We start from the raw sequence: 14,118 nt of genomic DNA, 5'->3' as shown, positions 1-14,118 counted from the left end.
CATCCTCCTATTCACGCTCTGGAAGTGCATCATACCCGAAGCACACAGGGGATCCGTTTTCTGGATCGACCATTATACGTGCATCAATATTGAATACTTCCTTTAAGACATTCTTAGCAATGATTTTTTCAGGTGGACCAGCGGTAATGATTTCACCGTTCTTCATCGCGATTAATTCATCGGAAAAGCGGGCTGCATGGTTGATATCATGAAGGACCATCACAATTGTACAATGATGCTCCTTATTCAAACGTTCAACGATTTGCAGCACTTCAAGCTGATGAGCTAAATCTAAATAAGTCGTTGGCTCATCTAAAAGCAATATACTCGTTTCCTGTGCAAGCGCCATTGCAAGCCAAACCTTTTGGCGCTGACCTCCTGAAAGCTGGGCAATTTCACGGTTTCGGAACGCCGTTGTTTTTGTAATGTCCATTGCCCATTCAATTACTTCCATATCCTTGCTGGACAGCGTTCCCACATTCTTGCGATGCGGGAAACGGCCGTATGATATAAGCTCTTCCACCTTTAATTGTAATGGCGCCTCAGGGTTCTGGGATAGAAGAGCAAGCTGCTTTGCAATTGCTTTTGTTGAAATACCTTTCATATCCTGTTCTTGTAAAAAAACTTCTCCGCTCTGCTGCTTCAATATCCGGCCAATTGTTTTCAATAATGTTGATTTTCCGCAGCCATTCGGCCCAATAATTGTCGTAATTTGTCCTTTTTTAATCGATGTGCTTAGCTCCGAAAAAACAGTGAACTTCTCATATTTAGTTGTTAGTCTTTCAGCACGAATAACCGTTGTTACCATCTTTTTATTCTCCTTCTATGCTTTTGTTTTCATTAATAAATAGAGGAAGTAAGGTACACCAAGGATGGCCACAATGATCCCAACCGGAATTTCTGCAGGTGCAAATATTGTTTTTGCAAGATAATCAGAAAAGATAACGAGAAACATCCCAATTGCTGCACTTGCTGGGAGCACATATCGATGATGGATTCCTACAAGCTGCTTCGCGATATGTGGGGCGATCAGTCCTATAAAACCAATACTGCCTGATACGGAGACACATGCACTAATAACCCCGATGCTGCTTAAAAGCAGAATGGCCTTTTCTTTTTCAACTTGTATCCCAAGACTTTTAATGGATGATTCCTCCAGCTGGAAGTAATCCAATAGATAGGCTTTGCGATAAATGATAGGTACTAAAATGAGCAGCCAAGGGATCATTGCTAAAATAAATATCCAGTTCGCATTATAGATACTCCCTGACATCCAAACGGTTGCCATCTCAAAGTCACTTTCACGCATCTTTAATGAAATATATAATGAAAGCGCACCAAACCCAGTGCTTATTGCTATCCCTGACAAAATTAACCGCTGTGTATCTAATTTGCCATTTGTCCAAGAGAATATGTAAATAAGAATGGCTGCAATCAATCCGCCTACAAAGCCAAAAATAGGCATGATTATAATCGATAACCAGTTTGAGCTGCCAGATACTGCAAGCTCCATTTGAAAGAAAAACATAAAGATGACGATGGAAGCACCAGCACCAGCATTGATCCCTAATATACCAGGATCGGCTAACCCATTTCTTGAAATGCCTTGAACGACAGTACCAGCTATTCCTAACCCTAATCCGACAAGCGCTGCAATAACAATACGAGGAAGACGGAATTCAAAGATGACCAAATCAAAATCATTTGTTGGATTCATTCGCAGCAATGTCGTGAAAATATCTTTTACTGACATATCAAAAGTACCATTCGTAATATGAATATAAATGGCAAATAGGATGGCTCCAATTAGGGCCGACATGGTGATGAAGAAACGGCTGCGATTCTGTTTATGCACGACGCTCGCCTCCTCTTGTCCGAATTAAATAGAGGAAGAAAGGGACACCGATTAATGCTGTAACCACACCAACTGGCGTTTCAAATGGAAAATTAATAAAGCGGCTTGCCACATCACTAAGGGCAAGAAAGATACCGCCGATAATCGCTGAACATGGGATAACGAATCGGTAATCTATTCCTACAATGAATCGAGTGATATGTGGGATAATGAGACCGACAAATCCGATCTTGCCTACAAGTGCGACAGCTGTTCCTGTTAAACAAATAACGATGATGATACTAATGGCCTTCACCCATTTTGTCCGCTGACCAAGACTGATCGAAATGTCGTCACCAAGTGATAAAATGGTGATGGATTTAGAAATGATCAGAGCAAGGACAAGTCCTGTGAGACCGATAGGAAGTGCCAGCAATAGAATATCTGGATCAACCTTGTGGATTTTCGCATTATACCAAAAGGTTAAGTCTTGTGAAATTTGAAAATGTGTGGCTAGCACAGATGACAAACTGCTTAAAAATGTTCCAATGACCGTTCCGATTATGGCTAATCGAACAGGTGAAAGGCCATTGCGCATGATGGAGCCAAAGCCGAAGACAATTCCTGCTCCAAGTGCTGAACCAATCATTGAGAACATGATCATATGGATATTTGACATAGCAGGAAAAAAAATCATACAGATGGTTATTACAAAAGCCGAGCCGTCCGTTACTCCCATAATAGAAGGGGAGGCAAGATAATTTCTTGTCATCCCCTGCATAATCGCTCCAGAAATGGCTAGGAAGGCACCAACCAGCAGAGCCGCTAAAACGCGAGGCAGTCTGGATTGCATGATAATGTTATGATCGACATTCGTAGAATCAAAGTGTACAATTGCCTGCCAAATGGTTGATGCATCAATTCCTTTTGTCCCGTATAAAATGGATAAGGCGACCGTAAGAATGATGAGAAACGGTGATGCGCAAATAATTAGAAATGGCACAGAGGGGGATTTCCGCAATCGTTTCATAGCTTTCATCCATTACTTAGATAAATTCTCGACGGCAGCACGTAAGAAGTTAACCTTGCTCCATGCAGTACCGCCTTGTGCCATAGGATCCACAGCATTTACGAATATTTGGTTGTTTTTTGCTGCGTCAATACTTTGGAAGATTGGATTTTTTAATAAATCATCTAAAGCTGCAGGGTTATCGCTGTTTTCACTTTTCTCAAATTGTAGGAAAACGATATCTGGATTTACATCTGCCAATGTTTCTAGACTAATCTCTTCTTGAGCAGCTGTTTTCGCAATTAATTCTGGGACTTTTAATCCTAAATCGTTATAAATGACTGGATTTAAATAGACTTCGGCAGGATAAACAAACATGCTTCCTTGACGAACTCTAATGACGAAAACCTCTTTATCTTGTAAATTAGCAGAAATGCTGGATTTTGCTTCCTCTGCATCTGTTTTGTAATCAGCGATGATTTTATCTGCTTCTGATGTCTTACCTGATAAAGTTCCCATTAAGCGTAAATTATCTTCCCAGTTAGTAGAAATATGCGATACGGGAATCATTGTCCCAATTTTATTTAATTGTTCGATAACTTCTTCTTTGTACTTAGAAGAACCTAAGATAACATCCGGCTTTAAAGAAAGAATGGTTTCATAGTTTGGTTCTGTTTTTTCCCCAATGGATACAGCGCCTTCTAAATCAGCAGCCAGATAGGCTGGCAATTCACCAGCAGTGGTTACAGCTCCTAATGGCTTTACTCCAAGAATGGCAGCATCCTCCATCGCTTCTAAGCTTGCCGCAATAATATTATTTACTTCACCTGGTAATGTATAGGATTCACCTAAGTATGTAATCGTCTGTTCAGTCGGAGCAGCTTCTTCTTTTGCTACTTCTTCCGTTTTCTTTTCCTCTTTAGGCTCATTACTAGTAGAGGCATCCTCACTATTTCCGCAAGCTGCTAAAAATGCAGCAGTCATTCCAATTAGTAATAGATTTTTTTTAATCATTATATAAATCTCCCTTTTTCATCTTTCTTTCTTGTTAGTGTAAGTAGGCCTACTTATACAAACGCAATCAATGATAACGATTATCAATTTCAATTACAAACTCAATTTAAATCATCCCACAGGAAATGTCAACCATATTTTTTGAAAAAACTACATAACGGATTTACAAAAATTCACAAAAAATTCATATGGGAATAGAGTCTAAACAAGAAAATAGTAGAAATACTCGATAAAGTTAGAAAGTTGCTAGATAAAAGATTGAACGTGCTAGATAAATCGAAGAAATTACTAGATAACTTCGGTAAAGTGCTCAATAAGTTTAAAAAATGAATGAAATTTGGCCGAAGAATGCTTGAAATGCTAGATAATTTTGGAAAAAGCACTTGCTTACGAAAATAGGAAACGAATCTAATAGCTGTTCAAAAAAAATATCCGCCCATTTTCCGGGCGGATACTTGCTTCGTTCATCATCTTAAAAATTGTAGAATTCTAATCCTTTTTTATATGCCTCATGAGCTAAAGGAATGACTGATAGGGCTAAATCAGCATAAGTCACTTCCTGCTTAGGATTGAACTTGTTATTCGTTGTTGTTAATAATCCCAATGATTGTGCCAGTGCCACATAGCCAATATTTTCAGTCTTTACATCTTTGGCATCCGCAAATTTCAGCTGATAAATCCCTTGATTTTTGGCTGCTTGTTCAAGACCTAATATACGAATATACCAAACTGCTAACTCCTCTCTTGTCAGACGTTCATCAAGATTGAAGGTTGCTCCGTCTTTTTTAAGTATTCCGAGTGAAACCGCACGTTCAACAATTTGATATAATGGGTGGTCAGGTTTGATATTATCAAATGATTGACTTGTATTTGGTTTGCCTGGGTAATAATCGTTATAGAATCGAGTGAGAGACTTCATGATGATTTCAAGGGCTGCACCCTTTGTAACCTTCGCATCTGCATTAAATGTTTTTAAATCTTTCACATCGATAATGCCTGATTGGATAAGATAGTTTAATTCTTTTTCCGCTCGTGAATGGGAAATGGTTTGCTGAGTAGTCTCAAACATATGATTCCATTCGCCTGTGAGTGCATTTAAATAGCTAAATGGATTTTTGTTAAATTCAGGTGTATATACAAGATGATAGTGATTATATTTTTTGCTATGACCTTCTCTCACATAGCTAAGATTTAGGCTTAATTGTTCAAGAAATTTCGCTTGTGCCTTTTCCTTTGAGATAACTTTATCAATGGATGGCCAATTTTGAATATCAGACTGAATAACATTTAGACTAAGCAGTGAGCCATCAGCTGCAATTGAGACTGAAAGCTGATCCCCATTTACGAGAATTCCATTTACAACTCTAGGGAAGCTGAAATGATAGGTTTCACTTTCTTCTTCGTAAAAAGTTTCCCCGATCGGCATGGCATAGTTATGAAGATAAGATGGGGAATACTGTTTTAAATACGTTACTGCTTGTTTAAGCGCATCCTCTTTAGATATGGCTTGCCCATTTTTTTTGCTTAAGTTATTCTCTCTAAGTAAATCATTCTTGATGTTGTGGTACTGGATAATTTCTCCTGTACGTTTATCTAGTTCCAGGTCTGTTCCCGTTCCGCCATTCTTGTGTTCATACATATATTGAATGGTAATCACTTCTTGGCCATTATGATTTTTTCTTTCATCAATTGATTGGATATTTAGTTTAATCTCATCTGAATTAATTTTGAGCAGTTCTTGAGCAAAAGCTTTCGCATCGCTTAAGGAGAATTTAGTATGCTTTGGTGCGAGCGGCTGAGTGACGATGTGTTCAATTTTCCTTTCCTTTGAAAGATCAGGAGAAAAGCCGTTTAATTTTTTCCACTCACCGGAAAGTGCATGGATACCGATTACGTTATTTGTTGGCAAATAAACAAGATTTACCTGTTTCTCACCTGTTTGGTAATCCGCTTCTATGCTATACTGCAAATCGACTGTAAGGTTCTCTTTAATCTTCTTCACTGCTTCATCCTTAGATAGAACTTTTGCTGCATCATCAAATGATGGTGAACTATTGCTGCCTAAGTTGCGGTAAAAGTTACTAATCTCCCCATTACCAAGCACAGTGATTTGAATACTTTGGTCTGAAATAGGAACTTTATTTTTTGTCTTTACGAAGGAGAATGTATAACGGATAGGTTCTGTAAGTACTTGATTACTTGGATAGTAGTCGATGAGGTCTTTATCAAGCTGGTATTCACTACTATTAGGGAACTTTTTTAGAAATGCTTGCGCCACTTCTTTTGCTTTTTCTTTTGTTACTTTTGCAGGAAATAAAGCATCCTCTGCATCGGCAGGGTCATAATAATAGCTTTCAATCTCTAGCTTATCCCCAATAAAGCCAACGCTTCCATATAGATTCTTCCCGTTAACCTTTTTCTGAAAGCTTAAGTCGTGGCGAATCGTGTCATCACCAGGAAATTGCAAGCCTGTCCCCAAGTGGAAGTCACTATCATTTAAAAATGAAAATTGCGGGAAAAATTCTTTAAATTTCTTGATTAGCTCACTTTTCGAAACAACCTTTTCTGACTGAGCAATTTGAATTTGCGCAGTGTTAAGATTCTCATTCCCAAATGATGTTGCACTTGCTCCTGGTGCAAGAATTCCAATCGATAATCCAGTAGAAAGTGTGATGATTCCGAGTTTCTTTAATTTTTTCAAGATATCCCTCCTAATATTTAGCATTCCTGATAATTATATCCTATATTGGTAGTTTTGTGGGTGTAAAATCTACAATGGAAAAAGTCTTTTTTACTTGCTAATGCTCTAATTTATTTTTATAGACCTTTTTGTACCTGTTGTTTTATATACCAGTATAATCATACTTTGATAATATTTTTAATAATCATAGATTTATTTTCAGAAAAATAAGAAAACAAGCATGAGGAGTTAAGGGGATGTATATAAATAAGTAATCTTATACATTCATATTGGGTCACATGTTACTGATTCGATCAGGCATGGTGGTAAAAATAAAGAGACAAACCCTCTTTTATTACCCCATGCCTTTTTAGGTTCCTTTGAAATAAGGAGTAGTCCATTTGTATCAAAATTTTTCGAGAAATGTTGGCTGGAGAAATATTCTCCAAGTGCTTTCATTGGATCAGTATTCAGTAAGAAAATGAGGGAAGAAGGCATAGCTATTTTACCAAAGGATGGAGGAATTCATGCTCCTTCCGAAGGGACCATTATCCTTGTGGCTGAAACGAAGCATGCCAGAACAGAGGTATTTATTCATGTTGGTTTGAAAGAGTTTTCGTTAAACGGGCAGGGGTTCCGTGTTCTTGTTAAGAATCGTGTGGGGGTGAGATGCCCATCGATGAAGTGGGATGTATCGCCATCATTTGCACACGATGAAGCTGAAAGGAGGTGATTTGCGTCAGACGATTCGCTAACGATGATTATCAGGGAGATGGTTGCAATTGATTAAAAGGCATTTGAAAATTGCTGTGGAGGAGGATGATCCTTCATAGGGTGCGCTAAAGGAAGGGAATTAGGATGAAGTGAATAGTGGTCATGTAATCATTTAATCAAATAATGAATAGGGGTTGGGTCTAATATGAAGAAGTTTTTACAAAGGCTCGGACGCTCGCTCATGCTGCCGGTAGCTGTATTGCCAGCTGCTGCGATCCTGATGGGGATTGGGTATTGGATTGACCACGACGGCTGGGGATCTGGAAATGCACTGGCAGCATTTTTAATTAAAGCAGGGGGTTCGATCCTTGATCATATTCCGATTCTTTTTGCGGTTGGGGTTGCACTTGGCATGTCAAAGGAAAAGGATGGATCTGCAGCACTAAGCGGACTGATTTCATTCTTAGTTGTAACAACCATGCTTTCAACGGATACGGTAGCCTTATTACAAGGGATCGATCCCGAAAGTGTCAATGCAGCATTTGCGAAAATTGATAATGCATTTATAGGTATTCTTTCCGGACTTATTGCTGCATGGATGTACAATCGATTTAGCCATGTAAAACTGCCAGACTTTTTGGCATTCTTTAGCGGGAAGCGGCTGGTGCCAATCATGTCTGCCGTATCCATGCTTGTAGTCTCAGCTGCTTTATTCTTTATTTGGCCAGTTGTCTATAGCGGATTGGTATCCTTTGGGGAAGCGATTAGCAGTTTAGGAGCTGCTGGTGCAGGAATATATGGATTCTTCAATCGTCTCTTAATTCCAACTGGTTTGCATCATGCATTAAATGCAGTCTTTTGGTTTGATACAGTTGGCATCAATGATATCGGGAACTTCTGGGCAAGCGTTGGGGAGAAGGGTGTAACGGGCATGTATCAAGCTGGATTTTTCCCGATTATGATGTTTGGCTTACCAGCTGCAGCATTAGCGATGTATCATACGGCTAAAACAGGGAAAAAGAAAATGGTTGCTTCTTTAATGCTAGCAGCAGGCTTTGCTTCATTTTTCACAGGTGTAACCGAGCCGATTGAATTTGTCTTCATGTTCTTAGCACCAGCTCTTTATGTCGTCCACGCAGCATTAACAGGTCTTTCCTTATTTATTGCAGCAGCCTTCCAATGGACGGCCGGCTTCGGATTTAGTGCAGGATTTATTGATTTTGCTTTAAGCCTGCGCATTCCCATTGCCAACATGCCATTAATGCTAGTGGTGCAGGGATTAGGCTTTGCTCTCGTTTACTATTTCTTATTCCGCTTCTTAATCGTGAAATTCGACTTAAAAACACCTGGCAGAGGGGATGATATGGAAGACGAGGAAGAAGGCAGCGTTGGAAATACTTCAACGAATAAATTTTCAGAAATGGCAGCAACTATTTATGAAGGACTAGGCGGAGATGAAAATGTTGTATCCGTTGATTATTGCGCCACTCGTTTACGTGTAGAGGTAGAAACGGTTGATAAAGTCGATCAAAAGAAAATTAAATCAACAGGTGTACCTGGCATCAATGTGATCGGACCACAAAGCATCCAAGTCATCATCGGAACAAATGTCCAGTTTGTTGCAGATGAAGTGGAAAAGATTCGGAAAAAGTAAGATTGGTCATTTCATAATATGTGAGTTTTGGCTCAAAGTGGAGGAGTGTAATTGGATTGGTTTCCCGAACTTGATAGATTTCAAAGAAACGGTCGCCAATAAGGTGTATTGGTACCTGAGACTCTCCTATTTTTATTAAAACGGTCGCCAATAGGGTGCATTGATTCCCGAAACACTACTATATTTAATAAAACGGTCGCCAATAAGGTATATTGGTTCCAGAATCTCTACTATATTTAATAAAACGGTCGCCAATAAGTAGTATTGGTTCCAGAACCTCTACTATTTTTGAAAAAACAGTCACCAATAAGGCGTATTGGTACCCGAAACTCAACTATATTTGATTAAACGGTCGCCAATAAGTAGTATTGGTACCCGAAACTCAACTATTTTTGAAAAAACAGTCACCAATAAGGCGTATTGGTACCCGAAACTCAACTATTTTTGAAAAAACAGTCACCAATAAGGCGTATTGGTACCCGAAACTCAACTATTTTTGAAAAAACGGTCACCAATAAGGCGTATTGGTACCCGAAACTCAACTATTTTCAATAAAAAGGTCGCCAATAGACCCTATTGGCGACCTTAACCTTATTAATCTCTGCAAAATAGTCGCCAAGAAAATGTAGTAGATTTCCTTAGTCTTTAATCATTTGATAAAGAGCCAGCAGGTCCTTTCTTGATAAAATTTGCGGAACGGGGTAAAGTGGATTGGCTTCTTTAAATGCACGCTCGACCATTAAGGGAATGTCGCTGTCAATTATCCCGGTTACCTTAGAGGGAATGTTCATTTTTTGATTTAAATCCTTTATTGCTTCAATAAACATTGCTGCCTTCTGCTCAATTGAATCAGCAGACCCGCCAATTCCGGCAATATCAGCTAATTCGGCTAATGGTTTATGTACAGACTTGCCATAGTAAGTGAGAACATAAGGCAAAATAATGGCATTTGCCAGTCCATGCGGTACTCCATAAAATCCGCCTAATGTATGTGCAATCGCATGGACATACCCTACATATGCACGCGTAAATGCCATACCTGCAAGATACGCTGCTCTTTGCATATTGATTCGTGCCTCTATATTTGTCCCATTAGAATAAGCTTCATAGATGTTATCGAAAATCAGTTTTACCGCCTCTTGACTATACGCTATTGTCTCTGATGTATTGCTTTTGCCGATGTATGCCTCGATGGTATGTGTTAACGCGTCAATACCTGTTGTTGAAGTAATATGCGGTGGCAGCTGAACAGTAAGCAAAGGATCAAGGACAGCATAGTGCGGAATAAGTGACATATCATTGATTGCATATTTTTCATGGGTTTGGCTATTTGATACAACGGCAACAACCGTTGCTTCACTTCCTGTACCGGCGGTAGTTGGAACAGCTATGAGAAGAGGGATCTTTTTTCTTATCTTTAGTTCGCCCTTCATTTGCGGAATGCTTTTTTCAGGTCTGGCTACACGAGCACCTACACCCTTGGCACAGTCCATTGGTGAACCACCGCCAAAGGCAATCATTCCTTTACAGTTGGCTGCTTTGTATTGTTCGAGTGCTTCTTCAATATTGTCAATCGTCGGATTAGGAATCGTTTGATCATATAAAACATATTCAATGTCTGAATCCTCTAACCCTTTTAGTAAACCATCGATAAGTCCAAGTGAGGTAATCCCTTTGTCAGTAACGATTAGTACACGATCAATTCCCTTGTCCAAAAGGAGCTTTGGCACCTTGCTTAAGCTGTTTTTGCCTTCTATTAGTTCGGGTTTACGCCAGGGCATAAAGTTTGATGCCAGTCTGAAAGCGCCTTGATAAACCCGGCAATATAATTTGAACATAATCGCCCTCCATTTAATTCGAAATATTCTATCTATATCATTTAATAGGGGAAATTTCTTCTAGCTGTCAATTAACTTTTTTTTCGACAAATTTCACAAAAGTTCTTGACCAGCTCATAGAACAGGAGTATTATATAGAAGTTGATTGAATGACAGAATTTTTTACATAATAACCTATATTTTGCGGGTGTAGTTTAGTGGTAAAACCACAGCCTTCCAAGCTGTTGTCGAGGGTTCGATTCCCTTCACCCGCTCCATACATATCACAACGCAGTGTTTCGTTTCGAAGAAAACGAGGTGCTGCGTTTTTTCCATTTTAATAGAAAAAAGGATGCTGAATTAGCACCCGATAATCTCAAAATTCCCATCCCCGCCATGAACTTGAATAAACATATTCATTAATGACTCCACCATTCTAGAAGCTTCATCACTGCTCATTGAAGGGCGCAAATAAACAATTTGCACAGCATTCTTCGTTTTTTCCGTTACACATGTTCTTTCCGAATCAACGAATGGACTGCCAAATGGCCCTTTTTCATCTGCACTCAAAATTAAATTCTGCAGAGAGTTCACTCGTCCATTTAACCCTATGTATTCTTCGCCTTCAGACCCCTTTCTAATTTCAACCGTGCCGTTTAGTTGATCTGCATCATAGATGCCAATTGGGATTTGATATTGTAAGGAGAAGAAATTATTAATATCAGTTGAACTGTTAACTGGCTTTAAATAATCCTGCTTCTTCACTCTTCTATACAGAGCTTCAGCAGAATGACGATAACGGTTCGGATCCTTCCCGCAGGCTGTAACAATCTGCCGCCATTCTTTAATCCCGTCTAAATCCGTTACATTCTTCTCTTCTAAATCGAAAAAAATCGATTCCTGAAATAATTGCAGGCGTCCTTTGACCATTTGCGGAGAATCACCTACTCGTATATTCTGATAACGAATCACACCAACTTTAAATACTGGGAAAAGTGTACAAAGCTCTGGTGAAATATGAATTTCCAACCTTTCCACCTCCAAAAATAGTTAAAAATAGTTTATCATAATAGTCGATGCCTTTTAACATACTTTCATTAATATATATGTAGAAAAGAGAGAAGCTTATGGACTTTTCGCAGTTTAAAAAAGAGATTATAGAATATAGCAAGACAATTGGTATAGATAAAATCGGATTTACGACGGCAAGCACCTTCGATGAATTGAGAAATCGATTAATTCGTCAGCAGGAGCTCCAATACCAATCAGGTTTTGAGGAGAAGGATATTGAAAAGAGAGTAAACCCTGCATTGCTGATGGATAGCCCACGTTCAATTATTGCGATTGCCCTAGCCTACCCATCTAAGATGAATGAAAGAGTAACGAGTAAAAAAGGGGAGCGGAGAGGCATTTTTAGCCGTGCCTCCTGGGGCGAGGATTATCATCTTATTTTACGTGATCGGCTGAAAAAGCTAGAAGCCTATATTATAGAAAGAGTACCTGAAGCCAAGTGCAAGTCAATGGTGGATACAGGCGAACTGGTGGATCGAGCTGTTGCAGAGCGTGCAGGCATCGGCTGGAGCGGGAAAAATTGTTCCATTATCACTCCGGAGTTTGGTTCCTATGTTTATTTGGGAGAAATGATTACGACCATTCCTTTTGAACCGGATCAGCCAATTGAGGACCAATGCGGAACTTGTAATAAATGCCTAGAAGCATGTCCGACAGGTGCGCTTGTTCAAGGCGGACAAATTAACGCGCAGAAGTGTATTGCCTTTCTAACACAAACAAAGGGCTTTATTGAGGAGCAATATCGCGAAAAAATTGGCAATCGGGTGTATGGCTGCGACTCCTGCCAAACAGCTTGTCCTGAAAACAAAGGAAAGAACTTTCATTTTCATGAAGAAATGGAGCCTGATCCTGAAATTGTTAAGCCGCTTTTAAAACCAATTCTGCAAATAAGCAATCGGGAATTTAAAGAAAAATTTGGCCCGCTTGCTGGTTCTTGGAGAGGGAAAAAGCCGATTCAGCGAAATGCTATAATCGCTCTAGCACATTTTAAAGATGAAACTTCTGTGGAAGAATTAATTGAAGTGATGATGAAGGACTCTCGCGCAGTGATTCGCGGAACAGCCGCATGGGCTTTAGGGAAAATCGGCGGGGAAATAGCCAAATTGGCATTAGAAAAGGCACGGGAAGCGGAAAGCGATGAAGAAGTGTTAGTTGAAATCGAGCGAGGTTTAGCGTTTTTTAAAAATGATTCCCGCATTTAACGAAAAACGAGAACCACGGAATCAAACGAGTTAAATGTTTTCCCTCATTACCCATAAACGAAGCACAGGGTAATCATGGAGACTTTTCAAATCTAATTAATTTAAAATGAGGAATGCCCCTTGGGCTTCCTTATTTTTTATGAGGTGAAATCGAGACTTCTTTCATATCTATAATAGTGAAAGGAGTGTTGGGCAGTGAGAGAACAGCTTCAAGCACATTTGGAGAAAAGGGTTCAACAATGTGTTTCGAATACAGGAAGCACGATCCATTCTTGTCAAAAAATTGAGCAGAAAAAAGCAGGATTGGGGAGTCGTTCAGGTGAAATTATTAAAGCTCATGCAATCGGGACGATTGTTACACTAGGCGAAGAAAAAGAGGATGTTCGTACAGTTCAATATCATGTCCATTTTAAATATTTGATCAAGCAAAAAAGCTTATTTCATATAGAAGAGGAAATCGAGACTAGAACAGCAGAATTTTATAAAGGCATATTAGTTGAAGATAAAGAGATCAATCCTTATGAAGAGTTAGTAGCTGATGATGAACCAATGGACGAGGAAGAGGCTTCGCTTGCAAGAATTTCCTATCAGTATGATCGGTTGAAAGCGGTCCAATATGCTGAAAGATGGTGGAATAGCTATAATCCTGCATATAAATCATTTGAAGTGGATTGTACCAATTATATTTCTCAATGCCTGCATGCTGGAGGAGCGCCCATGCGGGGATACCCGAATCGTTCGCAGGGCTGGTGGATGAGAAGTAATAATTGGAGTTATAGCTGGACGGTCGCGAATTCATTTCGCTGGCATTTGCCGGGTTCAAAAGTGGGATTAAGGGCCAAAGAAGTCTCTTCTCCGGAAGAATTGCTGTTAGGGGATGTGATTTGCTATGATTTTCAAGGAGATGGACGTTTTGACCATACAACAATCGTAACGGCAAAGGATGCGTATGGCATGCCCTATGTGAACGCTCATACGACAAATAGCCGGATGCGGTACTGGGCGTATGAGGATTCAACAGCATATACTCCGAATATAAAATATAAGTTTTTTTCGATAGTGGACGATGAATGATTCGTGAAGAAAACAGTGCTATAATAACATAGATAGCATGAATTTAGAG

General features: G+C 39.4%; 11 protein-coding genes and 1 tRNA gene. 5 read left to right on the top strand and 7 right to left on the bottom strand.

What is annotated here, in order from left to right; genetic code table 11:
• Window positions 1-7 precede the first annotated feature (7 nt).
• The 5 genes from FI644_RS01670 to FI644_RS01650 form a co-directional block, all read right to left on the bottom strand.
• Window positions 8-808 (bottom strand): ABC transporter ATP-binding protein, encoded by an 801-nt coding sequence (locus FI644_RS01670; RefSeq protein ID WP_142107914.1) that lies wholly within the window; start codon window positions 806-808, stop codon window positions 8-10.
• Window positions 809-823: 15 nt separating this feature from the next.
• Window positions 824-1,855: a FecCD family ABC transporter permease gene (locus tag FI644_RS01665; RefSeq protein ID WP_380000196.1), complete on the bottom strand. Its 1,032-nt coding sequence runs from the start codon at window positions 1,853-1,855 to the stop codon at window positions 824-826.
• Complete coding sequence (locus tag FI644_RS01660) at window positions 1,848-2,855, bottom strand: FecCD family ABC transporter permease (RefSeq protein WP_053477474.1); 1,008 nt, start codon at window positions 2,853-2,855, stop codon at window positions 1,848-1,850. Before FI644_RS01660 ends, FI644_RS01665 begins: the two co-directional genes overlap by 8 nt.
• 21 nt (window positions 2,856-2,876) lie before the next feature.
• A complete protein-coding gene (locus FI644_RS01655; RefSeq protein ID WP_380000235.1) occupies window positions 2,877-3,854 on the bottom strand; it encodes an ABC transporter substrate-binding protein in 978 nt (325 codons plus the stop codon).
• Between the two features lie 475 nt (window positions 3,855-4,329).
• On the bottom strand, window positions 4,330-6,558 hold the full coding sequence (locus tag FI644_RS01650) for a YcdB/YcdC domain-containing protein (RefSeq protein ID WP_181758161.1): 2,229 nt from the start codon (window positions 6,556-6,558) through the stop codon (window positions 4,330-4,332).
• A 253-nt stretch (window positions 6,559-6,811) separates the two neighbouring features.
• On the opposite strand from FI644_RS01650, the gene FI644_RS27275 reads away from it, so the two are divergent.
• Both FI644_RS27275 and nagE read left to right on the top strand, forming a co-directional pair.
• The gene (locus tag FI644_RS27275) at window positions 6,812-7,270 is read left to right on the top strand and encodes a PTS glucose transporter subunit IIA (RefSeq protein ID WP_369692290.1); all 459 of its coding nucleotides are present in this window, start codon (window positions 6,812-6,814) and stop codon (window positions 7,268-7,270) included.
• Window positions 7,271-7,456: 186 nt separating this feature from the next.
• Complete coding sequence (gene nagE / locus FI644_RS01640; RefSeq protein ID WP_142107911.1) at window positions 7,457-8,905, top strand: N-acetylglucosamine-specific PTS transporter subunit IIBC; 1,449 nt, start codon at window positions 7,457-7,459, stop codon at window positions 8,903-8,905.
• Between the two features lie 638 nt (window positions 8,906-9,543).
• On the opposite strand, the gene FI644_RS01635 is transcribed toward nagE, so the two are convergent.
• Window positions 9,544-10,743, bottom strand: a complete 1,200-nt coding sequence (locus tag FI644_RS01635) for an iron-containing alcohol dehydrogenase (RefSeq protein ID WP_142107910.1) — start codon at window positions 10,741-10,743, stop codon at window positions 9,544-9,546.
• Between the two features lie 183 nt (window positions 10,744-10,926).
• On the opposite strand from FI644_RS01635, the gene FI644_RS01630 reads away from it, so the two are divergent.
• Window positions 10,927-11,000, top strand: a tRNA-Gly gene (locus FI644_RS01630).
• A gap of 82 nt (window positions 11,001-11,082) precedes the next feature.
• On the opposite strand, the gene FI644_RS01625 is transcribed toward FI644_RS01630, so the two are convergent.
• Entirely contained in the window at window positions 11,083-11,751 is a 669-nt protein-coding gene (locus tag FI644_RS01625) for a B3/B4 domain-containing protein (RefSeq protein WP_142107909.1), read from the bottom strand.
• Window positions 11,752-11,849: 98 nt separating this feature from the next.
• Here FI644_RS01625 and queG point away from each other — a divergent pair, with 98 nt between their 5' ends.
• Together queG and FI644_RS01615 are read left to right on the top strand one after the other, a co-directional pair.
• Window positions 11,850-12,995: a tRNA epoxyqueuosine(34) reductase QueG gene (queG, locus tag FI644_RS01620; protein ID WP_056683358.1), complete on the top strand. Its 1,146-nt coding sequence runs from the start codon at window positions 11,850-11,852 to the stop codon at window positions 12,993-12,995.
• Between the two features lie 195 nt (window positions 12,996-13,190).
• Window positions 13,191-14,069, top strand: coding sequence for an amidase domain-containing protein (locus tag FI644_RS01615; protein ID WP_142107908.1), 879 nt, complete (start codon window positions 13,191-13,193; stop codon window positions 14,067-14,069).
• Window positions 14,070-14,118 lie beyond the last annotated feature (49 nt).

This window comes from Cytobacillus solani, assembly GCF_006704205.1.
Classification (GTDB): domain Bacteria; phylum Bacillota; class Bacilli; order Bacillales; family Cytobacillaceae; genus Cytobacillus; species Cytobacillus solani.
The sequence above is the reverse complement of the archived record's forward strand: the minus strand, read 5'-3'. Positions and strand labels throughout refer to the sequence as shown.

Bases quoted from the DNA above. Each gene is read 5' to 3' on its own strand.
- queG (WP_056683358.1), top strand. From the start codon at position 11,850: ATGGACTTTTCGCAGTTTAAAAAAGAGATTATAGAATATAGCAAGACA.
- FI644_RS01635 (WP_142107910.1), bottom strand. From the start codon at position 10,743: ATGTTCAAATTATATTGCCGGGTTTATCAAGGCGCTTTCAGACTGGCA.
- nagE (WP_142107911.1), top strand. From the start codon at position 7,457: ATGAAGAAGTTTTTACAAAGGCTCGGACGCTCGCTCATGCTGCCGGTA.
- FI644_RS01670 (WP_142107914.1), bottom strand. From the start codon at position 808: ATGGTAACAACGGTTATTCGTGCTGAAAGACTAACAACTAAATATGAG.